Genomic DNA, 24,622 nt, shown 5'->3' on the forward strand with positions numbered 1-24,622 from the left:
CGGGATAACCCCAGGTCAAAAATAGGTTGTGCGGTTCCGAGGTGACCGCATACCCTGGTCTCCGACGCAGTGAGCTCCGGCTTGCCGTCGCGACAAGCCCGCAGGTGCCCCGGTACCGGCGGGACGGCACGAACGAAAAGGGAGGTGAACGGCAATGATCGATTGGAACCGCAGCGCGAACGCGTACGCGGCGACCACTCGTGTCGCAGGCGCCGCTCACCTGCCCGCAGCTACGTGGGCGGTGGCGCCGAAGCGCGTCGTCCGCCATCGCGCACACGCAGCAGCGCTTTTGTCCGTGCCCCGGAGTAGAAGCCGAATCACCATTCGGTAGGTACTCCTTCCTCTTGGCCACGGACGCACCAGCGGACCGTGGCCTTTGTTTTTGAGCTCGTTGCTCCAAAGCCCGGCTTTCGGTTCGCACCACGACCTGAATCCATCGCAGAGCTTTAAGGAGAACGACGTGTCTACCGCGACATGCCGAGACGATTTCCGGACCGTGACCGCCATCAGCGAGCCGACCGTGATCGCACCCGCGCGACGCGAACTGCCTTGTCGAGCCGACAATCCCGATCTCTGGTTCGGTGAGACCCCCGCCGAGCTCGAGCAGGCGAAGACATTGTGCGCACAGTGCCCGGTCCGTGCCCGCTGCCTCAGCGCGGCTCTGGACCGCGCCGAACCGTGGGGCGTGTGGGGTGGCGAGATCCTCGATCAGGGTGTCGTCATCGCGCGCAAGCGTCCCCGCGGTCGCCCGAGGAAGGTGGCCGTCTGCGCCTGACCGGTCGGCAGGGCGGACTCAGAGTTCGTAGTCGACGACGACCGGGGCGTGATCGCTCATCCGGAGGTCCGCGGCGGGTTCACGGTCGGTGCCCGCCGCGACGGCCGCCCGGGCGAGCCGGGGGGTCGCGAGGTGGTAGTCGATGCGCCAACCGGTGTCGTCGGCGAACGACTGCCCCAGCCACGACCACCAGGAGTAGGGCCCGTCGGTGTCCGGGCACCGATCTCGGACGACATCGACGAGGGTGCGGGGGGACAGGATCGAGCCGAACCACTCGCGTTCCTCGGGGAGGTAGCCCTCGACCTGGTTGCTGCGCCGCCAGTTCCGCACATCGTGTCGGGTGTGCGCGATGTTGAGATCGCCCATGAGCAGCAGTTCGCGTCCGCGTGCCCTGGCGTCGCGGCGTGAGCGCGTCAGCTGTCGCGCGAACCCGTCCAAGAAACGCATCTTGCGCTCGTAACGGGCGCCGCCGTCCGGGGCTTCCCGCATTCGCCCGGGCTTCTGCAGATGGGCGGGGAGACCGCCCTTCGGCAGGTACAGCGACGCGACGGTGATCGGAGCGTCGGCGAGGTCGACCTCGATGTACCGCCCCTGGTCGGCGAACTCGCGCAGGCCCCGCGCCAGCGGAGCCGGGTCGAGTTCGACTGTGTGGGTGTGGGTTTCGCCGGATGCACGCAGCATGGCGGTGCCGCTCCACGTCCGCACCGCTGCGGGCGCGTGCCGGGTCAGGACCGCGACGCCGTTGCGGCCTGCCAGCACGCCCTCGTCGTAGGCGAGGTGATAGGGGCCGAACACCCCCGGCGGGATGGTGGCCGCGCGGGACCGCATCTCCTGCACGGCCACCACATCGGGGTCGCGCTCGCGCAGCCACTGCTCGAAACCACGCCGCTGCGCGGCCCGGATACCGTTGACGTTGAAGGTCGCGATCCGCACCGCTACTCGGCCACCGGCACGTCCTCGGTGAAGCCGGGCAGCCATTTCGTGAGGATCTCCATGTACGGCGCGTAGGCGTCGAGCTGCGCGCAGATGCCGACCGAGCCGAGCAGCACCCGGAAGATCATCACGTACTCGGCGGGCATGTTCAGTGCCCGTGCGGTCCGGAACTGTGCGGACGAGAAGTCCGTCGCGGTCCCGGCCGCCTTCTGCAGCCAGGCCCTGGTGAAGTGGAAGGACTCGGTGTGGATGGGGTCGGTGAAGGGACGGAGGTAGTCGGCGATCTCCTGATCTGTGACCTTGCGGCCGGGCAGCACGAATCCGTTGGCGCGCAGCAGTTCCGTCAGTTCGTCGAACCGTTCCTCGAGCGCGAGCCGCACCATCCTCCCGAGCACCGGGGGCAACCCGCCTGGCATCGGCGCGCAGGCGCCGTAGTCGATGACGCCGAGCCTGCCGTCCTCGAGCATCATGAAATTGCCGGGGTGGGGATCGCTGTGCAGCAGTCCAACCCTGGCGGGCGAGGCGAAGTGGAACTCGGCGAGCAGGGCGCCCGCGCTGTTGCGCTGATCGGCGGTGCCGCCTGCGATGATCGTCGACAGCGGTGTCGCCGACATCCATTCGGTGATCACCACCTTCGGCGAACTCGCGACCACCTTCGGGATCGCGAACTTGGGGTCGCCCGCGAACTCGGCGGCGAAGGCTCGTTGGTTGTTTGCCTCGATGCGGTAGTCCAGCTCGTCCTCGGTGCGTGCGGTGAGCTCCTCGAGGACCGGCTTGACGTCCGCACCCGGGATCACCGAGCTGAACATCCCGGCGAAGCGGGACAGCGTGCGCAGGTCGGCGCGCAGGGCCTCGTCCGCACCGGGGTACTGCACCTTCACCGCGACGTCGCGGCCGTCGGACCACACGGCGCGGTGCACCTGCCCGATGCTCGCCGACGCCGTCGGAACGTCGTTGAAGGAGGCGAACCGGTCGCGCCACTTGCTGCCGAGCTGCTCGCCGAGCACCCGGTGCACCTTCTTGGCGGGCAACGGTGGCGCCTCCGCCTGCAACTTCGTCAGAGCCTCCCGGTACGGCTCCGCGAACTCCTCCGGGACGGCGGCCTCCATCACGCTCAGCGCCTGCCCGAGCTTCATCGCGCCGCCCTTGAGCTCGCCGAGCACGGTGAACAACTGTTCGGCGGCCTGCTGGGTCAGCTTGGCGTCGATCTCCTCGCGGTCGCCGCCGACCAGCTTGCGGCCGAACCCGACCGCAGCGCGTCCCGCGATCCCGAGCGGAATGCTCGCCAGTTTGGCGGTGCGGGCGGAACTGCTGCGGGGGATGTCTGACACGCCCACCATCATGGCTGACGATTCGCCGGTTCGCCCACATGTCCGGCGCGGCGGCGGCATCCGCAGTCGGGATGCCGCGGCCACGTCCTCCTGACCAGTCGATACGTCGTCAGGTTCAGTTCCAGGGTGGTGTCGAGGCAGGTGGGTGAGCGCGCGGGTTGCGCGGCGATCAGCACGTTCAGCTCCGCGAGCGCGATCGCGGTGGTGGCCAGGATCGCCGCCGGGTCCGCATGCCCGACCGCGCCGAGCAACTGCGCGGCCAGGTGCGGCCACTCGTGGTCGCGCGAGGTCCTGGTGAGGTCGGCGCAGCGCAGGCAGCTGGTGTGGCCGGGCAGCACCAGCGGTCCGACGATGCCGGCCCCGTCGCGGAGCCGGACCTGCAGGTGTGGCGTCCGCGCCTCGACGAGCCCGGCCACGAATCCCGGATCGGGAACCAACTCGTCGGCCAGGACGACGAGGGCCGACCGGTCGATGCGCGGGACCCCGGTGCCGCCGAACGGCACCGATCTGGTCAGCCGCACCCTGCCATCCCCGAGCGAGCCCGCGATGCCGTCGGAGAGCGGCCCACGGCCGTGCACGTGCACGGCCGTGACGCAGCGGGGTGCAGGCGTCGCGGGCATCAACAGCGCTGCTCCGGCCAACTCGGCCAGCAGGGCCTCGATGTCGGCGGCGGTCAGCCCGATCTCCCGTGCCCGCCTGAGGATCTCGTCGTGACTGTGCTGGCCGTCGAGCAGTCGCAGCAGCGCGGCCACCGCAGGAGGGGCGACCCCGGTCGGCACGGTGAGCAGCAGGGCGCGCTCGGGGTCCCAGCCCAATTGGACGGTACCGCTGGGCCGAACCAGGATCGGGATCCGCGGATCGAGCCGCGGACCCGCGCTCAGTGCCGAGGCGGATGTCATGTCCCGACCCTTGCAGGTGCGGCGGCGCAGACGACCGCTGCGCACCCGGTTATCCACAGGGTTGCGGCGCCGATGGCCTGGGGTTTTCGTTCCGGCCGCTACTCCGTCGGTCGGTCGGTGTCCCCACCCTGCTCACGCTCGCGGGCCTCGGTCGCCTCGAGTTGCGCGATCGGGTCGTCGAAGGCGCTGGTGCCGCCGCCGACCACACGATCGACGAATCCGGCGGGGCTGTCCAGATCGGAGGAGTCCGGCAGTAGATCGGGGTGCGCCCACACCCCGTCCCGGCCCTCGATCCCGGCGCTCTCGGTGAGCAGGTGCCACAGGCGCGACGCCTCGCGGACCTTGCGGGGGCGTAGTTCCAGGCCGACGAGGGTGGCGAACGTCTGCTCCGCGGGACCGCCGGTGGCGCGGCGACGGCGGAGCGTCTCGGACAGGGCGGCCACCCCGGGCAGCCGGTCGCCGAGCGCCTCGGACACCACGGTCTCCACCCAGCCCTCGATGAGGGCGAGCATGGTCTCGAGGCGTTCGAGGGCCTGCTTCTGCTCGGGCGTCGTCTGCGGTTCGAAGGCGCCCTGCTGGAGGATCTCCTCGATCTTCGACGGATCGGTCAGCGCGCTCGGGTCGATGCCCTGGGCGGCCTCCTCGATCGCGGAGAAGTCCATCCGGATGCCGCGCGCGTACTCCTCGACGGTGGCCAGCAGTCGCTGCCGGAGCCACGGCACGTGAACGTACAGGCGGTGATGAGCGGCCTCGCGTGCGGCGAGGAACACCAGGATCTCGCGATCGGGCTGCTCGAGACCCTCGCTGAACTTCTCGATCGCCGTCGGCAGCAGCGCCGACACCCCACTGGGGCCGAGCGGGAGCCCGACGTCGGTGGAGGTCAGCACCTCGGAGGAGAGCTGGCCGAGGGCCTGGCCCAGCTGAGAGCCGAAGGCCAACCCGCCCATCTGTCCGAGCATGCCCATCATCGGGCCCGCCATCTGCTTGGCCTCCTCGGGGAGGCCGCTCGCCCACATGCCCGAGATCTGTTCGGCCACCGGGTCGCACAGGCGCTTCCAAGTGTCGAGGGTGTTCTCGAGCCAGTCGGCTGCCGTCCAGGCGACCGCCTTGGACGCGCCGGCGGGCAGGGTGGTGGCGCCGTCCAGCCACACCTCCGCGAGGTGGGCGGCGTCGGCGACCGCGGTGCCGGTTCCGCTCGAGATCGGGGCCACGGAGCCGAGCTGCTGGAGGGCGAGCTTCTTGGCGAGGTCGTAATTGACAGGGCCGCTACCGCCGGTGCCCATCGCGCCACCCATGCCGCTGAGCATCTGCCCGAACTGGGTGAGCATCTGGCCGAGCTGCGTGGGGTCGAAGCCCTCGGGGGTGAAGCCGAACGGGATCCCGCCCGGACCGGGCGAACCCTCGCCGTCCCGACCCTTGTCACGGTCGGGATCGTCGTCGGAACTCGAGAAACCAAACGGCGGATTGCTCATGGCTCAACGGTACAAGGCATCGTGGGGGTTGGTGGCGGCGGAGATGACGCTCAGCGCGAACACGCCAGGCCGCCCTCTACGCTGGGCCGGGTGAATCGACGGATGGTGACCCTGGCCGCTGCGCTGGTGCCGGTGGTGGCGCTCTTCACTCTCGGGACCGCGGTGACCGTGCCGTTCGTGGCCCTCGGACCGGGACCCACCTTCAACACCCTCGGCGAGGCCGACGGCAAGCCCGTGGTCGAGATCGAGGGGACCGAGATCGATCCGACGTCGGGCAACCTGAACATGACCACCGTCTCGGTCCGTGACGGACTCAACATCTTCGAGGCCTTCGGGAACTGGATCAGTGGGCGCTACGGCCTGGTACCGCGCTCCGAGGTGTACCCGCCGGACAAGAGCAAGGACGAGGTCAAGCAGGAGAACGAGGCGGACTTCGCGCAGTCGGAGGATTCCGCGGAGCTCGCCGCGCTGCACTACTTGAACCTGCCCGTCGCGCTCGAGGTGGTCGACGTAGCCGAGGAAGGACCGGCCAAGGACGCGCTGCGGCCGGGCGACCAGCTGCTCGCCATCAACGGCACGCAGGTCAAGACTGTCGGTGAGGTGCAGCGGGCGGTTGCCGAACTCGAACCCGGCAGCGAGGTCAGCGTGCTGCTGCGTCGCGACGGCCAGGAGATGACCGTGCCGGTGACGCTCGGCGCGCGGCCGGGAGCCACGGACCACGGCTACCTGGGGATCACGCCGCAGGAGAAGCCCGAGGTCCCGTTCACCGTGGAGTTCAACCTGGCCGAGGTGGGCGGCCCCTCGGCCGGACTGATGTTCACCCTCGCGGTGATCGACAAGCTCTCGCCCGGCGAACTCAGCGGTGGCGGGTTCGTGGCCGGCACCGGGACCATCGACTCCGAGGGAGAGGTCGGCCCGATCGGCGGCATCCCGTACAAGTTGCTCGCCGCCCGCGAAGCCGGGGCGACCACCTTCCTGGTGCCGTCGAAGAACTGCGACGAGGCCCGTCAGCGGGTACCCGAGGGTCTGCGGCTGGTGAAGGTGGACAACCTCGACGGCGCGGTGTCGGCGCTCGACTCGCTGAATTCCGGCGGCGACGCGCCCGCCTGCTAGGGCCGGTTTTCGGCCCCGCGGGTCAGTCGTCGGGCGCGTCGAACGTCGCGTACAGCGCGTTCACCAGGTTCGGCGCGAGGTCCTCGTAGGTGAGCAGCTCGGGTTCGGCATCGAGGTCGTCTTCCTCCGGCTTGAGCTGGAGCACGCAGACGGACGGGCCGTCCCGCAGCACCGCGGCGATGAGCCGGGCCTCGCGGCGTTCGGGGTGGGCGTTCGCGGTGGCGCGGGCGATCTCGTCGGCGGCGTGCTCGTCGGTCACCACCGGTGCCACCGCGCTGTCGAGATCGGACTCGGCCGTCGGCGGCAACACCACGATCTCCTGCACCAGGGCGCAGCCGACGACCTCCGCGGGCCAGCTGGTGGTGGACAGGAACTCGTCGAGCGCGGGGGTGCCGCCACCGATGTCCTCCGGGAACGGCTCCTGCTCGACCGGCGTCAGCTCGGTGCCGTCCTCGAGCTGATCGATGAGGTCGGGCTCCGCGGCGGCCAGGACGGCGGTGGGGACGAGGGCGAACATCACCGGCGGTTGACCCCATCCGCCCGCGTCGACGAAGTCCGACACCTCGCGTATGCACCGGGGGAGTGCGTCGACGGAGAAGTCGGCCGGGTGGCCGTAGTACACGCCATTGCTATCGCTCACGGTCCCATCCTCCCACCCACACGTAGAGTGGTCACAACCACCGCGGCGCCTGTGCGCCGCCCGAATCACTGGAGAGTGGCACGTGGGCATGCGGCCCCCCACCGGCTTACCGTCGTTGTCCCGTCGAAGTCGAGTGCTGCTGGTATTGGCGCTCGTAGCCGCGGCACTGTTGCTGATCGGTCCCCGGCTGATCGACACCTATACCAATTGGTTGTGGTTCGGCGAGGTCGGATTCCGGACCGTCTTCACCACGGTGCTGGTCACCAGGCTCCTGCTGTTCCTGGCGGTGGCGTTGCTGGTCGGTGGGGCGGTGTTCCTGGCGTTGCTGCTGGCCTACCGCTCCCGTCCGGTGTTCGTGCCGGTCGCCGGGCCCAACGACCCGATCGCCCGGTACCGGACCACGGTGATGGGTCGGCTGAAGGCGTTCGGCATCGGCATCCCGGTCGCGATGGGTCTTCTCGCCGGACTGGTCGCGCAGTCGAACTGGGTGACGGTGCAGCTGTTCCTGCACGGTGAGTCGTTCGGTATCAAGGACCCCCAGTTCGGCCTCGACATCGGCTTCTACTCCTTCGACCTGCCGTTCTTCCGGCTCGTGCTGAACTGGCTGTTCGTTGCCGTCCTCATCGCCTTCTTCGCGAACCTGTTGACGCACTACGTCTTCGGCGGGCTCCGGCTCAGCGGCAGGGACGGCGCGCTGACCAAGGCGGCGACCGTCCAGCTCGCGTTGCTGGCGGGCACCTTCGTGTTGCTCAAGGCCGTCGGCTACTGGCTGGACAGGTACTCGTTGCTCTCGAGCAGCCGCAAGGAGCCCACCTTCACCGGCGGCAGCTACACCGACATCAATGCGGTGCTGCCTGCCAAGCTGATCCTGATGGCCATCGCGGTGATCTGCGCCCTCGCGTTCTTCGCCGCGATCTTCCTGCGCGACATCCGGATCCCCGCTATGGCCACCGCGCTGCTGGTGCTCTCCTCGATCCTGATCGGCGCCGTCTACCCGCTGGTGGTCGAGCAGTTCTCGGTGAAGCCGAACGCCGCGCAGAAGGAGAGCCCGTATATCGAGCGCAACATCCAGGCGACGAGGCAGGCGTACGGGATCACCGACGACACCGTCGAATACGTCGACTACACGGGTGTCGCGACGAAGCAGCCGCAGGATGTGCCCGCGGACGTGACGACGATCGCCAACACGCGGTTGCTCGACCCGAACATCCTGTCGCCGACGTTCACCGCGCAGCAGCAGTTGAAGAACTTCTATGCCTTCCCGAAGGCGCTCAACATCGACCGGTACGAGATGAACGGTCAGCTGCGCGACTTCGTGGTGGCGGCGCGCGAGCTCTCGCCCGCCAGCCTGAGCGGCAACCAGACCGACTGGATCAACAAGCACACCGTGTACACGCACGGCAACGGATTCGTCGCCGCGCCCGCCAATCAGGTGACCAAGGTCTCGGGGGACAGCCAGAACAACACCGGCGGTTACCCGATCTACAGCGTCAGCGACCTCAAGACGCAGCCGTCGGATCCGGCTCTGCGGGTGGACAATCCGCGGATCTACTACGGCGAGGTGATCGCCAAGTCGGACGCCGACTACGCGATCGTCGGCGCTGCGGGCGGCGAGCCCCGCGAGTACGACACGGACGACTCGAAGTACACCTACACCGGCGCCGGTGGTGTCGGGATCGGCAACTGGGTGAACCGCATGGCGTTCGCGGCCAAGTACACCGAGCGCAACATCCTCTTCTCCGGTGCGATCGGCGACGATTCGAAGATCATCTACAACCGCGACCCCCGGGACCGGGTGAACCAGGTCGCGCCGTGGCTGACCACCGACGGCACCATCTACCCCGCGGTGGTCGCGGGCCGGATGCAGTGGATCGTCGATGCCTACACAACACTCGACAACTATCCGTACGCGCAGCGCTCCTCGCTCGACGGCCTGGTCGAGGACAGCGTCGACCAGGCCACCGGACGGCTGCTGCCGAAGAAAGAGGTCTCGTACATCCGGAACTCGGTCAAGGCCACCGTCGACGCCTACGACGGAACGGTGACCCTGTACCAGGTGGACGAGCAGGACCCGGTTCTCAAGGCCTGGATGGGCGTCTTCCCCGGCACGGTTCAGCCCAACAGCGCGGTCACCGACGACCTGCGGGCGCATTTCCGATACCCCGAGGACCTGTTCAAGGTGCAGCGGGAGATGCTCGCCAAGTACCACGTGGACGACCCGAACGAGTTCTTCACGAACAACAACTTCTGGTCGGTCCCCAGCGACCCCACGGTGGAGACGGATAAGAACCAGCCGCCCTATTACGTGTTGCTCGGCAACGAGGAGACGGCAAAGCCCGAGTTCAAGCTGACCAGCCCGATGGAGGGATACAACCGGGAGTTGCTGGCCGCGTACATCTCGGTCGCGTCGGATCCGAAGGACTACGGCAAGTTCACCGTGCTGCAGTTGCCGACGGAGACGCAGACTCAGGGCCCGCAGCAGGCACAGACCGCGATGACGTCGAATCAGACGGTGGCCAGCGCGCTGTCGCTGATCAAACAGTCGAACAAGATCCAGTACGGCAATCTGTTGACGCTGCCGATCGCCGAGGGCGGCATCCTGTACGTCGAACCGTTGTACACCCAACGGAATTCGACGAATGCCTTCCCGCAGCTCACCGCGGTGCTGGTGAGCTTCACCGACACGAAGGGCATCCGCGTCGGCTATGCGCCGACGCTGGCGGAGGCGCTGGATCAGGTGTTCGGTTCGGGGGCAGCCTCTGTGGCGACCGCGCCGGGCGGGGCGGCGCCTGCGACGGATGGGGAGCAGCAGGCGCAGCCGCCGGGCGGACCGACCGCGGTCCCGCCGCCGGCACCGAGCGGTAACGTCGACGCCGCGCTGACCGAGGTCGACGCAGCGCTCGGGGCGGTCAAGACGGCGCAGCAGAGCGGCGACTTCGCGGCGTACGGTGCGGCGCTCGACCGGCTGCAGAAGGCGGTCGACGCCTACCAGGGGCTACCCAAGTAACAGCGCACGACAGCAAAGGGGCCCTGCCATCCGACCGGATGGCAGGGCCCCTTTGCTGTCGTGCGCTGGATCAGCGGGTCAGGCTCGCGAGGGCCACACCGTTGTTGGCGATCAGCTGCTGGATCTGATCTCCGAAGCCGTGCTGGTTCGCCAGGGCGACGGCGGCGTCGGACGCCTTCTTGACCTGGTCGGCGGCGGGCGCCGGGATGGTCTCGAGGGCAGGCAGGGCCGGGGCGATGACCGCGGGGACGGCCGGGATCTCGACCGGAGCGGGCGCGGGGGCGGGCGCGGGGGCCGGCTCCGGGGCAACGTCCTCGGTCGCGGTGCTCAGGTACTGACCGCACACCGGCCAGGCGCCGGGGCCCTGGCTGGCGAGGGTGTTCTCCGCGACGCGGATCTGCTCGGCCTTGGATGCGCCGTGCGGCGAGCCGCTGCCGCCGTTGGCGGTCCAGGTGCTCTGGGAGAACTGCAGGCCGCCGTAGTAGCCGTTGCCGGTGTTGGTGCCCCAGTTGCCGCCGCTCTCGCACTGTGCGACGCCGTCCCAGTTGTGGGAGGCGGCGCTGGCGGTGGCGGTGGCGAGGCCGAAGGGAACTGCGACGAGTGCGCCGGTGGCGGCAACCCATCCGAGGGCACGCGTGGTCATCTTGCGAGTCGTCATGCGGGGTGAATCCTCTCCGCGCTTGCGAACGGGCCGGCCTGGGGCGGAGTGAGTTCCTCTCGCCCGGCACACAAACACTGGCGCCGCGTCCCTGCCCCTCGAAGGTTTCGGGGTTCCGATCCCGCGGGGCAGAGTGAGCAGCGGCGGGTCGGCTTAAGCCCGGTTGTTTCGGGCCGGTGGCGACCGTACGCAACATTTTCGACACGGTCATCCCGCCGTCCGGACGTCCCCTGCACCCGAAAATCCGTGCCGGATCGAGCATTTCCGCAGGTGAGTGCGCGCCGTTGTCAACAGGATGCGTGTTCGTTATGCGTCCGTTATGTGGCTGGGATCACGGCCCATTTGTGCCTTGGGTCACCTGTTTCCGTGCTTTCCGGGGGGCGGTTTCCGGCCCCGCCGCACGCGATTTGTGTTCTGTTCCGCCGCTCGTGTAACTTCGTAAATGCATCGCGGGGTGGAGCAGCTCGGTAGCTCGCTGGGCTCATAACCCAGAGGTCGCAGGTTCAAATCCTGTCCCCGCTACCAAAGAACGAAAGCCCGGTCCTCGGACCGGGCTTTCGTCGTTTCCTGGGTTCCCGATGCGGAGACAGGTATGTACCTGGGTAGTACTCCCGTCGTCATCGGGGCCGGTAGGCGGCAGGCTGTGAACGTCTCGCCAGCCACGCCAGGGAAGGTGCTCACCCCATGAAGACCGAACAGTTGGTTCATGGTGACTACGTCGCCGCGATGTTCTCTCACGATTTCGTCGAGGGCGGCTTCGATCGGGGTGCTGTCGAACGGATCCGATGTGGTGTGTTCGAGGAGTGGATCTCCGCGGTTGCCCGATCGGGTGTGTTCTCCGACAAGGAGGTCGCGGGGGTCGTGGCGGCGTGGCGACGCGATCCGAAGTCGCTCTTGGATGCCCTTCTGCAGGACGCGGACGAGGTGACGCGCAGGCGCTACGAGTCGACCTGGGAGTCGCTGGATCGGGTTGCCGATCCGCTGGATCCGGCTGTGGTCGGGAGTGCCCCAATTCTCGTGTAGAGTTATCAGTGCAGCGCGGGGTGGAGCAGCTCGGTAGCTCGCTGGGCTCATAACCCAGAGGTCGCAGGTTCAAATCCTGTCCCCGCTACCAATGAACGAAAGCCCGGTCTTCGGACCGGGCTTTCGTCGTTTCTCGGTGATGTCGCTGTTGTGCCAGTCTTGGCCGGTGACTCAAACCTGGTGGATCATCAAGCATGTCGCCTTCGAGGGGCCGGCCCTGATCGGGACCGTGCTCAGCGCACGGGGGATCGGTTACTCGGTCTGCGAGCCCTTCGACGGAGACAGCCTCCCGGAGGCGTCCGAGTGCGCCGGACTGGTGGTCATGGGTGGTCCGATGAATGCGCTCGACGACGCCGGCCACCCCCACCTGGCGGCCGAACGCGCGCTGATCCGTGACTGCCTCGATCTCGGCGTCCCGGTGATCGGGGTGTGCCTCGGTGCCCAGCTCCTCGCGGCGGCGCTCGGGGCCAACGTATTCGAGGGCCCCACAGGAGAATTCGGTGCCGGGACGGTCACCCTCACCGATGCCGCGAAGTCGGACAAGGTCTTTGGTGGTCTCGGCGGCGAAATGCCGGTGGTGCATTGGCACGGCGACACCTTCGACCTGCCGGAGGGAGCGGTGCTGCTCGCGGGCAGCGCGTCCTATCCGCACCAGGCCTTCCGGGTCGGGGACAACGCCTACGGCCTGCAGTTCCATGTCGAGCTGACGGCTGCGGAACTGCCCGTGCTGCGCGAGCACATGCCTGCGGGCACCGCGCCCGACGCGGATCAGCTGGCGGCGATCGAAGCCGTCGGCCGGACCATCATCGGCGCATTCCTCGATTAGTCCTTCGGGGTTTCCATCTCGATCAGGACCCGCCGGAGCAGTTTTCCGGTGGCATTGCGGGGCAACTCCTCGAGGAAGACCACTTCGCGGGGCACCTTGTAGCGGGCGAGGTGCTCCTTCACGTAGGCCTTGAGCACCTGATCGTCGGGTGTGGAGTCCGGTGTCGGCACCACGAATGCCTTGAGCCGGTGGCCGAACTCGGCATCGTCGACGCCGATCACCGCCACCTCCAGCACATCGGGGCGCTCGTAGAGCAGGTTCTCGACCTCGAGGGGGTAGACGTTCTCGCCGCCCGAGACGATCATGTCGTCGTCGCGGCCGTCGACGAAGAGCAGCCCGTCCTTGTCGAAGTGCCCGACGTCGCCGGTGGCGAGCAGCCCGTTGATCCGCTCCTTGTCGCGGCCGTCGGTGTATCCGCTGAAGCTCAGTCCGCTGGAGACGAAGATCCGGCCCACCGACTCGGGTTCGGTGATCCGCACCCCCGCGTCGTCGTAGAGCTCGACGTGACAGGTCACCGGCGCTCTGCCCGCGGTGCCGGGTGCAACCGCGAGGTCGGCAGGCGTGGCGACTGTCGCAACCGCGACTTCGGTTGAGCCGTACAGGTTGTGCAGAACATGGCCGAAGGCCCCGGTGGTGCGCCTGCTCAGATCGGGGGAGATGGCGGACCCCGCGGCGAAGATGATCTTGAGGTTGGTGGTGTCGTACTTCGACAGGATCTCGGGGCCGAGGTCGATGATCCGCTGCAGCATCGTCGGGACCACGACGAGGACGTCGGCCCGTTGCTCGGCGACGAGGCGGACGCTGCCCTCGGGGTCGAACTTGCGCTGCATGACGACCGTCTGGCCGAGCGCAAGCGCGATCGCGAACTGGGACATGCCGGTGCCGTGGAAGGCGGGCGCCGCCATCACCATTGTCTGGCCGGGACGCAGCGGCACCCGGTCCAGGAACTGGGCGGATGCCAGCGGCGAGGTGCGCTCGCGCGGTGCGCCCTTCGGGGTTCCGGTGGTGCCACTCGTGAGCAACACGAAGCTGCCGTGCGTGGCCGGATGGGGGACGGCGCTGGTGGGCTGACCGGAGATGAGATCGTCGAGCGTTCGGGCCCCGTGCCCGGTGTCCTTGCCCCAGGACAGGAAGAGCCGCACGTCCGAGGGTAGGGCCGCGGCGACGTCGGCGAACTCCTCGTCGTAGACGAACGACCGAACCTGTTCGCGGGCAGCGACATCCACCAGCTGCGGGGGAGCGAAGCCGGTGTTCATCAGGACCAGCTTGGCGCCCAGCTTCGCGGCGGCGAGCATTGTGAGGACCAGGCCGCGATGGTTGCGGCACATGGCGCCCATCACCGACCCCGGAGCGATGCCGTTCGCCTCCCAGGCCCGCACCAGGGCGTTGGACTGCTGCTCGAGCTGGGCGTAGGTCAGTTGCCCGTGTTCGTCGATGATCGCGACCGCGTCGAGTCCGGCCTCGGCGTGCGCGTGGATCGGCCCGGCGAAGGGGCCGTATTTGCGGACCGCGAGGATGGCCGCGATGCCCCGGTCTACCCGGGGAAACGGGACGAGACCCGCGCGTACCATCACCCGCGCCGCCCCGAGGGTATCGATCGTCTTCGTCAGAACACCCGGCATTGGAATTTGCCCCCTGAGCCCAGAATCGATCCGGTGAGTGGATGGTCCTCAGCCTAGTGCGGGGTGGGTGCCCGGTGGCAGGTTTCGAACGGCGCGAGGGAGCGTGAAAGCGGCCGCTGTAACGAAGCGCGGGCAGAAAACCGACAGATTGGTAGGTTTCTGGTTTCGATTGAGGGGGATCTGTGATGATCACGTCGAAGCATGTGTTCATGGGTGCCGCGCCGCGGTCGCGATCGGTGTCGGTGTGGCGGCACCGGCGGCTGCGACAGCAGATCCGCTGGCGCCTGTCACGGCTTTCGCGGCGGGTGCCGCCGTCGGTGACATCGCCGCTCCGCAGGGATTGACGACCCAAACTCTGATCGCGGCGCGGAATGCGGGGCTCCCGATCTACGAAGCGGTCGCCCCGGACACCTTCTGGGTCGAACCCGGCTCTCTCGCCAGTCCGATCGTGGTCAACCTGCGCGAGACCTGGCAGGAGAATGTCGGCTTTCCGCTGATGCGGTGGGACCCGACGCCGCTGAAGTTCACCAACAGCCCGCTCGTGCACTTGCCGGACGGCGGCCCGAGCGTCGGCATCGCACTCATCACGTAGGTCCGGTGGAGTCGATCTCCATCAGATCGGCCCACGACTCGACGTTGGGGTGACGCTTGAGCAAAGCCCGCCGCTGACGCTCTGTCATCCCACCCCACACGCCGTATTCGATTGCGTTGTCGAGTGCCTCGATGCCGCACTGAACGATGACTGGGCACCGCCGACACAATGTGGCCGCCTCGCGCTGGGCGGCGCCACGAACGAACATCTGATCGGGGTGCTCGGTGCGGCACAGCGCGCGTTCCACCCAGGTGCACTGATCTGCGGGGAGTGGCGAGTCGAAGTCGCCGGGGACATTGATCCCCAGCGCCAGTCGGGCACTATTCGATGAACGCGTCACGTAGGCGAATCATGCCCTACTCGATTATCCGGATTCCCAGGGGTAATTTCGTGGAAATTGTTGTTAATCAAGCGCTTTGGGGATGCAAGACCGCTCAGTGCAATGAGTCCGCCCCCGCCGCCATTGGAGGCGACGGGGGCGGACGTTGCATGAAACAGCGTGCAGCGCAGACTACTTGAGCTCGGCAGACGACTTTCCGAGCACGCGCCTCGCCACGATCAGCTGCTGGATCTGCTGGGTGCCCTCGAAGATGTCGAGGATCTTCGAGTCACGGCCCCACTTCTCCAGGAGCGTGTGCTGCGAGTATCCGAGGCTGCCTGCCAGCTCGACGGCCTTGAGCGTGACGTCGGTGCCGGTGCGTCCCGCCTTCGCCTTGGACATCGACGCCTCGAGCGAGTTCGGCTTCTTGTTGTCGGCCATCCAGGCCGCCCGCAGCGACAGCAGGTAGGACGCCTCCCAGTCCGCCTCGAGGCGGAGGAACTCGGCGGCCGCCGCGTGCTGGTTGTAGGCGGGGGTGTCGTACGAGACCTCGACACCCGCCTCGGCCAGGATGCCGCGCAGTTCCTCGAGTGCGGCCCGGCCGACGCCGACGGCCATGGCGGCCACCAGCGGGCGGGTGTTGTCGAAGGTCTGCATGACGCCCGCGAAGCCCTGCTCCACGTTCACCTCGGGGCTGCCGAGGATGTTGTCCTTGGGGATCCGGCAGTCCTGGAGCAGCAGCACGGCGGTGTCCGACGCCTTGATGCCGAGCTTGTGCTCGAGACGCGCGACGGACAGGCCAGGGGCGTCCCGCGGCACCACGAACGACTTGATCGCGGCGCGGCCCTTCGACTTGTCGACCGAGGCCCACACCACGACGTGGGTGGAGCGCTCGCCCGCGGTCACGAAGATCTTCTCGCCGTTGAGAACCCACTCGTCGCCGTCCAGGACGGCGGTGGTGGTGACGGCCGCGGAATCAGAACCGAAGCTGGGCTCGGTGATGGCCATCGAGGCCCAGACCTTGCCGAAGCGCTCGAGCTGTTCGTCGGTCGACACCGCCGCGATCGCAGCGTTGCCGAGTCCCTGGTAGGGAATCGAGAGCATCAGGCCGACATCGCCCCACGAGGTCTCGAGCGCGTTCAGCAGTGCGGCCATGTTGCCGCCGTTGGAGTTTCCGAGCAGCTCGGTGGAGGCCTCCGACCGGCCACCGGCAGCGCCACCGACGTCACCGCCCGAGTCGTTGAGGCCCTCGATCATGGCCGCCATGGTGTCGAGTTCGACGGGGTACTCGTGCTCGGCCAGATCGTACTTGCGCGAAATGGGCCGGAAGATCTCCGCTGCGACCTGGTGTGCCTGGTTCGCAGAGGCTTTGAGCTTCTTGGGAAGTTCGAGGTTGATCATCAAAGTCTCCTAGTGGACAGCAGCGGCGTCAGATGAGGACGATGCCCTCGGCAACGCCGATGGCTCGCAGGTCGCGGTACCAGCGCTCGACCGGGTGCTCCTTGGTGAAGCCGTGGCCGCCGAGCAGCTGCACACCGTCGAGGCCGATCTGCATGCCCTTCTCCGAGGCGAGCTTGCGGGCCAGCGCCGACTCGCGCGCGAAGGACAGACCCTGCTCGGCGCGGGAGGCGCCGCGGAGGGTGACCAGTCGCAGGCCGTCGAGCTCGATGGCGATGTTGGCGACCATGAAGGCCACCGCCTGGCGATGGCTGATCGGCTCGCCGAACGCCTCGCGCTCGTTGACGTAGGGGATCACGTAGTCCAGCACGGCCTGGCTGGTGCCGACCGCCATCGAGGCCCAGCCGAGGCGGGCCAGGCGGATGGCGTTGGCGTAGTCGGCCGCACGCTGGGCGGCGTCGCCGTCGCCGAGGATGGCGGATTCGGGCACCGAGACGTCGGTGAGGATCAGCCGGCCGAGGCCGGCCGCGCGCAGTCCCATGCTGGGATCCGCCTCAACGACGAGGCCCTTGGCGTCGGACTCGACGATGAAGAAGGCCTGCTTGCCGTCCAGCTCGGCCGCGACGATGAACAGCTCGGAGTCCGCGGCGGCGGGCACGAAGGACTTGACGCCGTTGAGCTTGTAGCCGCTGGGCGAGCGAACCGCCTTGGTCTGCAACGCGAACGGGTCGAACAGCGCGCGGGGCTCGTTGACCACAACTGCCGCGTTCGGCACCTTCTCGCCGGTGAAGGCCGGGAGGTAGGTCTGCTGCTGGCTGTCGGTGCCCCACTGGGTCAGGGCGACCGCGACGCCGCTGGGCGCGAGGATCGGCAGCGCCAGGCCCATGTCGCCGTGCGCGAGCGCCTCGGCGACGAGGGAGTTGGTGACCGCGCCGCGCTCGCTGGCGGCGCCGTCGAGCTCCTCGGGCACGTTGATGAGGGTGATGCCGAGCTCCGCGGCGCGCGCGACCAGGTCGGCGGGCGAGGCGGCGGCCGCGTCCGCGTCGTGCGCGGCGGGGCGCAGGATCTCGCCCGCGAAATCGCGGACCGTCTCGACGATCATCTTCTGCTCGTCGTTCGGGGTGATGTCGAAGTAGTCGGCGTTCTTGGCCTCGGCCGTGGGCAGACGCTTCGGCTGGCCGCCGCCCGAGACCTTCGTGAACGTCCTGGTCGCAGCTCCGAGCGTCTTGAAGCCGGTCTTGGTGCCCTCGTAGGTGACCCGGTCGATGGTCTGGCGGAGGTTGTACTTCTCGGCGAGCTCCGAGCCGGTGATCTTGGTGAGCACCCGCATGGCTGCTCCCATCGCGTCCCGCTTCACCGGGTTCAGGCCTACGGCGGAGGTGTCGCGGGGCTCACGCTTGGCGCCGTTTGCTCTCACAACGCTGTCTTGCTTACTCATGATCACCAGTTTCTCGGTGTTCGGTCGTGGACACCCGTTATCTTACTCCGGAGTAAGATAGGAAGTCGAGAATTTCATCAGAGTGATCACGGTCACCAGCCCGGTCTCCCATTCCGCGGTGACCGCGCTTGATCGTCGATACCGCCCGCGACCAGGCTGGGGGCATGGCGGACAACCAGGCCATCGCGATCGTGGACCCGCATGTGCATCACTGGCTGCCGTCGAGACGGCCGTGGTACCCGCTGATGCAGCAGCGGGGCGACGCGAGGCCCTCCACGCTCGGTGACCTGCGCCGATTGGCACACGACTACACCGCGGCCGACTACCTCGTCGACACCGCCGGCTATGAGGTCCGCGCGATCGTACATGTCTCGGCCGTCAGCCGAACCGGAACACATCTCGACGAACTGGAGTGGATCGGGGAGCTCGCACGCGCGGACGGTTGGCCCGCTGCGGCGATCGGCACCGTCGACCCCGCCGCCGGCTGGCCCTCGATCCGGGCCGACCTCGACACGCAGCGACGCAACCCGCTCTTCCGTGGGATCCGGGTGCTGCGTGGGCTCCGCCCTGATTCCGAGGTGACCGTGCCGCTGCTCGACTACCTGCGGCGGCACTCGCTGGTGTTCGACCTCGTCGCGCATCCCCGCTCCATGCCGGGCTGGTCCGAGGTCCTGCGCGGCCACGAGAACCTGGCCGTGGTGCTCGAGCACGCCGGATGGCCCATCGCCGCAGCGGATTTCGATGAGTGGTCGGCCGCGCTCGGTGTGCTCGGTGAGCGCGCGAACGTGCAGTGCAAGATCTCGGGGCTGGGCATGGCGCTGCACACCCTGGACGGGGCGGCCCAGCGGCCGTGGGTGCTTCGGTGCCTGGAGGTCTTCGGTCCGCGGCGGGCGATGTTTGCGAGCAACTTCCCGGTGGACCGCATGTACGGCGAGTTCGACCGGCTGTACGACGGATACCGGGCAGCGGCGGCGCAATTCGATGCCGACGCTCGGTCCGCGCTGTTCGAGACGAACGCGCGGCGCGTCTACGGCCTCCTCCCCAGGTAGGAGGTTTCCGACCATCGGCTCACCTACCGTTGAGTCGTGATCGAGATCCGACCGCGTCGCGACCTGCGCCCGCTGGTGCGCTGTGCGCCCCTGGTCCTGGTGCCGCTGATGCTGCTCGCGAGCGACTTCCCTGGCGAGTACCAGGTGCCTGCCGGTTACTGGCTGCTGTCCGTGGCCGCGGCCGCGGTCTTCGTCGTGGGCGACCGGTGGCCGCTACCCGTCTCTGTCGTGCTGTCCGCGCTGGCGGTTCCGCTGTTCGCCGCGGACGCGTGGGGGCTGTCCGAGCTGGTCCCGTATCTGGGGGCGGTGTCGCTGGCCGAGGTCGCGATGCGCACACATCGGACCTGGCAGGTGGTCACGGCGACCGCGTGCTGGACCGGTGCGGTGCTAGCCGGGATCTGGGTCGACAGCCACACGGACTTCTGGCGCCCCGCGACCGCGGTCTCGACGGTGGCGTATGTGGGCCTACCCCTGCTGCTCGGGCTGTACCTGCGTGCGCAACGGGACCTCGCGGTGACCTACCGGGCGCAGGCAGCGTCGGCCGAATCACGCAGGGCCGAAGCCGAACTCCACGCGAGGACCGCCGAACGCAGTGCGCTGGCGAGGGAACTGCACGACCTCGTCGCGCACCACATGGCATCGATCGTGCTGCGGATCGGGGTCGCGCGGCACGTGCTCGCAGATGCGGACCCGCGGGTACACGAGGTGCTCGACGACGTGCACGCGACGGCCTCCGATGCGCTCTCCGACATCCGCAGGCTGCTGGTGGCGTTGCGGGATCCGGCGCTGGGCGAGGTCGCGCTGGTCGAGTCCGACGCGGTGCCGACGGAGATCGAGGCCGCGATCGAGCGCACCCGGGCGGCGGGGTTCACGGTTTCCTCGGAGGTGGACCAGGACCTCCGCGGGCTGGACGCGATCGGCAGGCTCACGTTGCTGCGGGTGGTGCAGGAATCGCTGACCAATGTCATGAAGCACGTGGACCCTGGCGGGGCGGTCGCGGTGACGGTGGCACACCGAAGTGCGGGAATCGCCGTCCGGGTCACCGACTCCGGCCATGATGCGGGCGTCCCGAATCCGGCCGGGCACGGGATCATCGGGATGGGGGAGCGCGTCGAACTCGTCGGCGGCACCCTCGACGTCGGCCCCACCGAGCGGGGGTGGGAGGTCGATGCCTGGCTCCCCGGCGCCGCCGTCACGGCAGCGGAGGGGGAGAAGTGATCCGATTGCTGATCGTCGACGACCAGCGCCTGGTCCGCGCCGGGCTGCGGATGCTGTGCGAGTCGACCGAGGACCTCGAGGTGATCGGCGAGGCGGCGAACGGGGTCGAGGCGGTCCGGCTGGCCGCCGAGCTGTCTCCGGACCTGATCCTGATGGACCTGCGGATGCCGGGACTGGACGGCATCGAGGCGACCCGCCAGATCCTGGGGTCGCGGCCGCAGGCAAAGGTGCTGGTGCTCACCACCTTCGACGACGACGATCACCTCTATCCCGCGCTGGCGGCGGGGGCGGCGGGATTCCTGGTCAAGGACACCGCGCCCACCGATCTGTTGAGCGCGATCCACCGTATCGTCGACGGCGACATGCTGTTCTCACCCGACTTGTTGCGCCGCCTGGTCGATCGCGCGCTCGAGACCGGCCCGCAGCCGTCCGGGGACGCGGGCGTCGCGCTGACGGCACGTGAGCAGGAGGTGCTGGCCCTCGTCGGTGACGGGCTGAGCAATCAGGAGATCGCCGACCGACTGCACCTCGGGGTGACGACCGTGAAGACGCACATCGCCAACCTGATGGACAAGACCGCCTGCGACAACCGCGTCCGGCTGGCGGTCTACTCGCACAAACTCGGCTGAGTCGCGGCCCACAAACCTGCACACAACCTTCACAACTCCTGCCGGGCATCCCCACACCCGGCCCATACAGTCGATGCATGACCCAGCGAAGAGTGCTCGTCGTCGACGACGAACGCACGATCTCCGAGTCGATTGCCGCGCGGTTGCGCGCGGAGGGGTACGAGGTCGAGACGGCGGCGGACGGGCCGGGCGCGGTGTCCGCGTGCGCGAGCTTCGACCCGGACGCGGTGGTGCTGGACGTCATGCTGCCTGGCTTCGACGGGCTCGAGGTGTGCAGGCGTATCCAGGCCACCCGGCCGGTTCCGGTGCTGATGCTGACCGCCCGCGCCGACGAGACGGACATGGTGATCGGGCTCGGGGTGGGCGCGGACGACTACCTGAGCAAGCCTTTCAGCATGCGGATCCTGGTCGCTCGAGTGGCCGCGCTGCTGCGCCGTTCCGAGCGTGCCGTGCCGGAGCAGCCCGAGACCCTCGCCATCGGCGAGGTGACGATCGACCTCACCGCTCGGCGGGTCCGGCTCGGATCCGAGGAGGTCCACCTGACCCGGACCGAGTTCGACCTGCTGGCGCACCTGGCCCTGCGGCCGCGCGCGGCGATCGCCCGCGAAACGCTGCTCGAACAGGTCTGGGGCTGGGGCGAGTCGGCCAGTAGTCGCACCGTCGACAGCCATGTGAAGGCGTTGCGCCGCAAGTTGGGCGGCGACATGATCCGCACCGTGCACGGGGTCGGTTACGCGCTGGAGGTGCCGAGGTGAACTGGCCGAGGCCGCTGGACCCGTTGCGTTCGTTCAAGGCCAAGACCGGCCTGCTGGTGGTCGCCTCGCTGTTCCTCGCCTCGCTGACCTTCTGGATCACCGCGCAGTGGCAGTTCCGGTTCGCGTTGCTCGCGGCCCTCCTCGCCGCGCTCGCGGTGACGCAGGTACTCGCGCACGGCATGACGTCGCCGCTGCGGGAGATGACCGCCGCGGCGCGGGCGATGGCGACCGGCGACTATTCGCGCCGGGTGCGTTCGACGTCGCGGGACGAGATCGGCCAGCTGGCGACGGCGTTCAACCAGATGGCGGAGGACCTCGAGGCCGACGACCGATACCGCCGTGAGCTGATCGGCAACGTCTCACACGAGCTGCGGACCCCCATCGCGGCCCTGCAGGCGGTGCTGGAGAACGTGGTCGACGGCGTCGAGACGGCCGATCAGCAGACGATGCGGTCGGCGCTCGCCCAGACCGAACGGCTGGGCAGCCTGGTGGCGGACCTGCTGGATCTGTCCAGGCTGGAGGGTGGCGCGGTGCCGTTGCAGCGCACCACCTTCGAGATCGAGCCGTTCCTGGACGAGGTGATCCGGCAGGCCGCAGGCCCCAGCGGTCCGTTGCCTGCCCTGGTGGAGGTGACACCGGCGGGGCTGCGCGCCGTCGCGGACACGGCCCGACTCCATCAGGTGATCACCAACCTCCTCGACAACGCGGCGCGGCACGGTTCGCCGGATGCGCCCGTGCGGGTCCGGGTCCGGATCGACCAGGACTCGGGCCAGCTGATCCTGGACGTGCACGACGACGGCCCCGGCATCCCCGTGGCCGACCGGTCCCGGGTGTTCGAGCGCTTCACCCGCGGCGGCGCGCAGGACGGCGGGACCGGCCTCGGCCTGGCGATCGCACGCTGGGCGGTCGAGCTGCACAGCGGCCGTATCGAGGTCCTCGACACGGGTCCGGGCTGCTGCATCCGGGTGTCGATTCCACAGACCTAGCGCAACCAACAAGACGAATTCCCTTGGGGGTCCGGCCTTCCCGGCCGGTCCCGTGATGACGCCTGCCCGCGTGCCGGGTGGGCGCGGATCAGGAGGACCAGATGAGCGCAGAGACGATGAACCGAGCGATGACGGCGGCGCGCCCCGAAATGGTGCGGGGCGGCCGCCCTTGGCGCTGGCCACGCGGGATGTGGCGGCAGGACCACACGTCGATGGCCCCCCGCGCGACCCTGGCCGCTGCACTGGGTGCCGGCGCCATCGCCACCCTCACATTGCAGGTGACGGTGGTGAGCATCGCCTACCTCCTGACCGGAGTGGCGGTGGCGGCGACCGCATTCGCGACCGTTCGTCCGCGTCCGACGGGGCTGCAGATCGGCGCGGCCCTCGGCGCCCTCGCCCTGCTCGCGGTGGCGGCGGTGCGCGGCGCCGAGTGGCTGATCACGCTGTGCGTCGTGGCGAGCTGGGTCGTCGGATCGGTCGCCCTTGTCGGCGGCTGGACGTGGACGGGCCTCGCGCTGGCGTCGACCGCGGTCTGGCTCACCCCCGTGCGGGTGAGCGGCTGGGTGCGGCGTGGCCGCGCCCGGCTACGGACCGGGCGGGGGGTGAAACCGGGACGGGTGCTCGCCGTGACGGCGATCAGCGTCGTGCTGATCCTGGTGTTCGGTTCGCTCTTCGTCAGCGCGGATCCGGAGTTCGCCGAGCTGTTCGGCGCCGTGGTTCCCGACGTGCAGGTGACGAATCCGGTGGGCCGCCTGATTCTCGGCTTTCTCGTCGTGGGCACCGCCCTCGCGGGGGCCTACCTGCGGCGACGGACCCCGCGATTCGATGCACTGGCGCCCCGGCCCGGTCGCCCGGTCGCGCGGTGGGAATGGGCGGTGCCGCTGGCGCTGCTGGACCTGCTGTTCGTCGTTTTCGTCGCGGTGCAGGTACGGGTGCTGTTCGGCGGGGACGACCATGTGCAGGACACGGACGATCTGACCTACGCCGATTACGCGCGGCAGGGCTTCTGGCAGCTCACCGCGGTCACCGTCCTGACCCTGGCCGTCATCGCGGTCGCCGTCCGGAAGGTGGATCGGCGGGACTCGGGGGACCGGTTGAGCGCCCGCCTGCTCCTCGGGGCGCTCTGCGTCCTCACCCTCGTGATCGTCGCGTCGGCGGTGCATCGGATGTCGCTGTACGAGAACGAGTTCGGCTTCACCCGGCTGCGCGTGGGCGTGATGGCGACTGAGCTGTGGCTGGGTGTGGTCTTCGTGTTGCTGATGGTGGCCGGGGTGCGGATGTCGGCGCGGTGGCTGCCGCGGGCGGTGCTGGCTTCGGTGGCGGTGGGGTTGCTCGGGTTCGCCGCGCTCAATCCGGATGGCTACATCGCGGAGCGGAACGCGCAGCGGTACGCCGACACGGGGGACATCGACGTCGGGTACCTGCGCGGCCTGTCCGTCGATGCGGTGCCCGCCCTCGACCGGCTGCCAGAGCCTGCACGCTCGTGCGCGCTGCTCGGGATGGACGTCGACGACGACACGGCGTGGTTCGAGTACAACAACGCGCGGTCGCGTGCGCGCGAGATCCTGCGGGCGAGGCCGGTAGGGGAGTGCACCGACCTTTTCTCGCTGGGCTAGGTCCAGGGCGGGATGGGCCGCTTGACCCACATGATCTTCTCGTCGGCGTGCGCCGGGGTGGCCTGCGGGTGGTCGGGGTTCGCCGCGGCCCATGTCGACTTCTGGTCGAGCAGGTCGGCAACCACGGTCCAGGTCTCCCTGGTGCTCGGCGGATTCGCGCCCGCTGCCCTCGCGAGCTTGCGCAACCGGTCGTCGGGCAGGTCGAGGAGCTCGGCTCCGCTGATGGCCCGGTCCCACGCGAACCGGGCCAGTTCGGTGGCCTTCTCGCGCCGCTTCCGGTCGGCCGCGTCGGTGTGCGCGAAATCGACCTCGTCCGGTTCCAT

Annotated in this window: 23 protein-coding genes and 2 tRNA genes; 14 read left to right on the plus strand and 11 right to left on the minus strand. The window is 68.8% G+C overall.

Annotation, left to right across the window (positions count from 1 at the left end):
- Positions 1-496 precede the first annotated feature (496 nt).
- Positions 497-775, plus strand: coding sequence for a WhiB family transcriptional regulator (locus tag JOE46_RS00005; protein ID WP_077041064.1), 279 nt, complete (start codon positions 497-499; stop codon positions 773-775).
- Positions 776-793: 18 nt separating this feature from the next.
- Here the strand turns inward: JOE46_RS00005 and JOE46_RS00010 are convergent, their stop codons facing one another.
- The 4 genes from JOE46_RS00010 to JOE46_RS00025 form a co-directional block, all read right to left on the minus strand.
- A complete protein-coding gene (locus JOE46_RS00010) occupies positions 794-1,708 on the minus strand; it encodes an exodeoxyribonuclease III (RefSeq protein ID WP_209925814.1) in 915 nt (304 codons plus the stop codon).
- 2 nt (positions 1,709-1,710) lie between these two features.
- Complete coding sequence (locus tag JOE46_RS00015; RefSeq protein WP_209925815.1) at positions 1,711-3,051, minus strand: AarF/ABC1/UbiB kinase family protein; 1,341 nt, start codon at positions 3,049-3,051, stop codon at positions 1,711-1,713.
- The gene (locus JOE46_RS00020; protein WP_209925816.1) at positions 3,048-3,938 is read right to left on the minus strand and encodes a hypothetical protein; all 891 of its coding nucleotides are present in this window, start codon (positions 3,936-3,938) and stop codon (positions 3,048-3,050) included. The genes JOE46_RS00015 and JOE46_RS00020 overlap by 4 nt, the downstream gene beginning before the upstream one ends.
- 98 nt (positions 3,939-4,036) lie before the next feature.
- Positions 4,037-5,410 carry a zinc-dependent metalloprotease gene (locus tag JOE46_RS00025; RefSeq protein ID WP_097210614.1) on the minus strand — a complete coding sequence of 458 codons (1,374 nt, stop codon included), beginning with the start codon at positions 5,408-5,410 and terminating at the stop codon, positions 4,037-4,039.
- A gap of 90 nt (positions 5,411-5,500) precedes the next feature.
- Here JOE46_RS00025 and JOE46_RS00030 point away from each other — a divergent pair, with 90 nt between their 5' ends.
- Positions 5,501-6,523, plus strand: coding sequence for a PDZ domain-containing protein (locus JOE46_RS00030; protein ID WP_209925817.1), 1,023 nt, complete (start codon positions 5,501-5,503; stop codon positions 6,521-6,523).
- 22 nt (positions 6,524-6,545) lie between these two features.
- On the opposite strand, the gene JOE46_RS00035 is transcribed toward JOE46_RS00030, so the two are convergent.
- Positions 6,546-7,163: a PPA1309 family protein gene (locus JOE46_RS00035; protein ID WP_257017121.1), complete on the minus strand. Its 618-nt coding sequence runs from the start codon at positions 7,161-7,163 to the stop codon at positions 6,546-6,548.
- An 82-nt stretch (positions 7,164-7,245) separates the two neighbouring features.
- On the opposite strand from JOE46_RS00035, the gene JOE46_RS00040 reads away from it, so the two are divergent.
- Positions 7,246-10,170, plus strand: coding sequence for a UPF0182 family protein (locus JOE46_RS00040; RefSeq protein ID WP_097210616.1), 2,925 nt, complete (start codon positions 7,246-7,248; stop codon positions 10,168-10,170).
- 70 nt (positions 10,171-10,240) lie between these two features.
- On the opposite strand, the gene JOE46_RS00045 is transcribed toward JOE46_RS00040, so the two are convergent.
- Entirely contained in the window at positions 10,241-10,828 is a 588-nt protein-coding gene (locus JOE46_RS00045) for a transglycosylase family protein (protein ID WP_209925818.1), read from the minus strand.
- A gap of 448 nt (positions 10,829-11,276) precedes the next feature.
- Between JOE46_RS00045 and JOE46_RS00050 the strand changes: the two genes are divergently transcribed.
- From JOE46_RS00050 to JOE46_RS00065, 4 genes are all read left to right on the plus strand, one after another.
- A tRNA-Met gene (locus JOE46_RS00050) sits at positions 11,277-11,353 on the plus strand.
- 159 nt (positions 11,354-11,512) lie between these two features.
- Positions 11,513-11,851, plus strand: coding sequence for a hypothetical protein (locus tag JOE46_RS00055; RefSeq protein WP_097210618.1), 339 nt, complete (start codon positions 11,513-11,515; stop codon positions 11,849-11,851).
- Between the two features lie 14 nt (positions 11,852-11,865).
- A tRNA-Met gene (locus JOE46_RS00060) sits at positions 11,866-11,942 on the plus strand.
- Between the two features lie 75 nt (positions 11,943-12,017).
- Entirely contained in the window at positions 12,018-12,677 is a 660-nt protein-coding gene (locus JOE46_RS00065; protein ID WP_097210619.1) for a type 1 glutamine amidotransferase, read from the plus strand.
- On the opposite strand, the gene JOE46_RS00070 is transcribed toward JOE46_RS00065, so the two are convergent.
- Positions 12,674-14,299 (minus strand): acyl-CoA synthetase, encoded by a 1,626-nt coding sequence (locus JOE46_RS00070; protein ID WP_097210620.1) that lies wholly within the window; start codon positions 14,297-14,299, stop codon positions 12,674-12,676. The two genes, JOE46_RS00065 and JOE46_RS00070, sit on opposite strands and share 4 nt — an antisense overlap.
- 103 nt (positions 14,300-14,402) lie before the next feature.
- Between JOE46_RS00070 and JOE46_RS00075 the strand changes: the two genes are divergently transcribed.
- Positions 14,403-14,891 carry a hypothetical protein gene (locus tag JOE46_RS00075; RefSeq protein WP_209925819.1) on the plus strand — a complete coding sequence of 163 codons (489 nt, stop codon included), beginning with the start codon at positions 14,403-14,405 and terminating at the stop codon, positions 14,889-14,891.
- On the opposite strand, the gene JOE46_RS00080 is transcribed toward JOE46_RS00075, so the two are convergent.
- The 3 genes from JOE46_RS00080 to JOE46_RS00090 all read right to left on the minus strand — a co-directional run bounded on the left by JOE46_RS00080 (position 14,884) and on the right by JOE46_RS00090 (position 18,052).
- Complete coding sequence (locus tag JOE46_RS00080) at positions 14,884-15,192, minus strand: WhiB family transcriptional regulator (protein ID WP_269588428.1); 309 nt, start codon at positions 15,190-15,192, stop codon at positions 14,884-14,886. The two genes, JOE46_RS00075 and JOE46_RS00080, sit on opposite strands and share 8 nt — an antisense overlap.
- Positions 15,193-15,402: 210 nt before the next feature.
- Complete coding sequence (locus JOE46_RS00085; RefSeq protein ID WP_097210622.1) at positions 15,403-16,611, minus strand: acyl-CoA dehydrogenase family protein; 1,209 nt, start codon at positions 16,609-16,611, stop codon at positions 15,403-15,405.
- A 28-nt stretch (positions 16,612-16,639) separates the two neighbouring features.
- Positions 16,640-18,052, minus strand: a complete 1,413-nt coding sequence (locus tag JOE46_RS00090; protein ID WP_097210623.1) for an acyl-CoA dehydrogenase family protein — start codon at positions 18,050-18,052, stop codon at positions 16,640-16,642.
- Between the two features lie 158 nt (positions 18,053-18,210).
- On the opposite strand from JOE46_RS00090, the gene JOE46_RS00095 reads away from it, so the two are divergent.
- The 6 genes from JOE46_RS00095 to JOE46_RS00120 all read left to right on the plus strand — a co-directional run bounded on the left by JOE46_RS00095 (position 18,211) and on the right by JOE46_RS00120 (position 24,299).
- Positions 18,211-19,095 (plus strand): amidohydrolase, encoded by an 885-nt coding sequence (locus JOE46_RS00095; RefSeq protein ID WP_209925822.1) that lies wholly within the window; start codon positions 18,211-18,213, stop codon positions 19,093-19,095.
- Positions 19,096-19,134: 39 nt separating this feature from the next.
- On the plus strand, positions 19,135-20,313 hold the full coding sequence (locus JOE46_RS00100) for a histidine kinase (protein ID WP_257017135.1): 1,179 nt from the start codon (positions 19,135-19,137) through the stop codon (positions 20,311-20,313).
- Positions 20,310-20,942 carry a response regulator transcription factor gene (locus JOE46_RS00105; protein WP_097210624.1) on the plus strand — a complete coding sequence of 211 codons (633 nt, stop codon included), beginning with the start codon at positions 20,310-20,312 and terminating at the stop codon, positions 20,940-20,942. Before JOE46_RS00100 ends, JOE46_RS00105 begins: the two co-directional genes overlap by 4 nt.
- A gap of 77 nt (positions 20,943-21,019) precedes the next feature.
- Entirely contained in the window at positions 21,020-21,697 is a 678-nt protein-coding gene (locus JOE46_RS00110) for a response regulator transcription factor (RefSeq protein ID WP_097210625.1), read from the plus strand.
- A complete protein-coding gene (locus JOE46_RS00115) occupies positions 21,694-22,683 on the plus strand; it encodes a HAMP domain-containing sensor histidine kinase (protein ID WP_097210626.1) in 990 nt (329 codons plus the stop codon). The genes JOE46_RS00110 and JOE46_RS00115 overlap by 4 nt, the downstream gene beginning before the upstream one ends.
- A 101-nt stretch (positions 22,684-22,784) precedes the next feature.
- Complete coding sequence (locus JOE46_RS00120) at positions 22,785-24,299, plus strand: DUF4173 domain-containing protein (RefSeq protein WP_307861235.1); 1,515 nt, start codon at positions 22,785-22,787, stop codon at positions 24,297-24,299.
- On the opposite strand, the gene JOE46_RS00125 is transcribed toward JOE46_RS00120, so the two are convergent.
- Entirely contained in the window at positions 24,296-24,622 is a 327-nt protein-coding gene (locus tag JOE46_RS00125; RefSeq protein ID WP_097210629.1) for a hypothetical protein, read from the minus strand. The two genes, JOE46_RS00120 and JOE46_RS00125, sit on opposite strands and share 4 nt — an antisense overlap.

This window comes from Rhodococcus sp. PvR099, assembly GCF_017833315.1.
GTDB lineage: Bacteria > Actinomycetota > Actinomycetes > Mycobacteriales > Mycobacteriaceae > Rhodococcus_G > Rhodococcus_G oryzae.

Excerpts from the sequence above, each read along its gene's own strand:
- JOE46_RS00055 (WP_097210618.1), top strand. The coding sequence starts at position 11,513 with ATGAAGACCGAACAGTTGGTTCATGGTGACTACGTCGCCGCGATGTTC.
- JOE46_RS00025 (WP_097210614.1), bottom strand. The coding sequence starts at position 5,410 with ATGAGCAATCCGCCGTTTGGTTTCTCGAGTTCCGACGACGATCCCGAC.
- JOE46_RS00020 (WP_209925816.1), bottom strand. The coding sequence starts at position 3,938 with ATGACATCCGCCTCGGCACTGAGCGCGGGTCCGCGGCTCGATCCGCGG.
- JOE46_RS00125 (WP_097210629.1), bottom strand. The coding sequence starts at position 24,622 with ATGGAACCGGACGAGGTCGATTTCGCGCACACCGACGCGGCCGACCGG.
- JOE46_RS00095 (WP_209925822.1), top strand. The coding sequence starts at position 18,211 with ATGGCGGACAACCAGGCCATCGCGATCGTGGACCCGCATGTGCATCAC.
- JOE46_RS00070 (WP_097210620.1), bottom strand. The coding sequence starts at position 14,299 with ATGCCGGGTGTTCTGACGAAGACGATCGATACCCTCGGGGCGGCGCGG.
- JOE46_RS00045 (WP_209925818.1), bottom strand. The coding sequence starts at position 10,828 with ATGACGACTCGCAAGATGACCACGCGTGCCCTCGGATGGGTTGCCGCC.
- JOE46_RS00110 (WP_097210625.1), top strand. The coding sequence starts at position 21,020 with ATGACCCAGCGAAGAGTGCTCGTCGTCGACGACGAACGCACGATCTCC.
- JOE46_RS00085 (WP_097210622.1), bottom strand. The coding sequence starts at position 16,611 with ATGATCAACCTCGAACTTCCCAAGAAGCTCAAAGCCTCTGCGAACCAG.
- JOE46_RS00120 (WP_307861235.1), top strand. The coding sequence starts at position 22,785 with ATGAGCGCAGAGACGATGAACCGAGCGATGACGGCGGCGCGCCCCGAA.
- JOE46_RS00015 (WP_209925815.1), bottom strand. The coding sequence starts at position 3,051 with ATGATGGTGGGCGTGTCAGACATCCCCCGCAGCAGTTCCGCCCGCACC.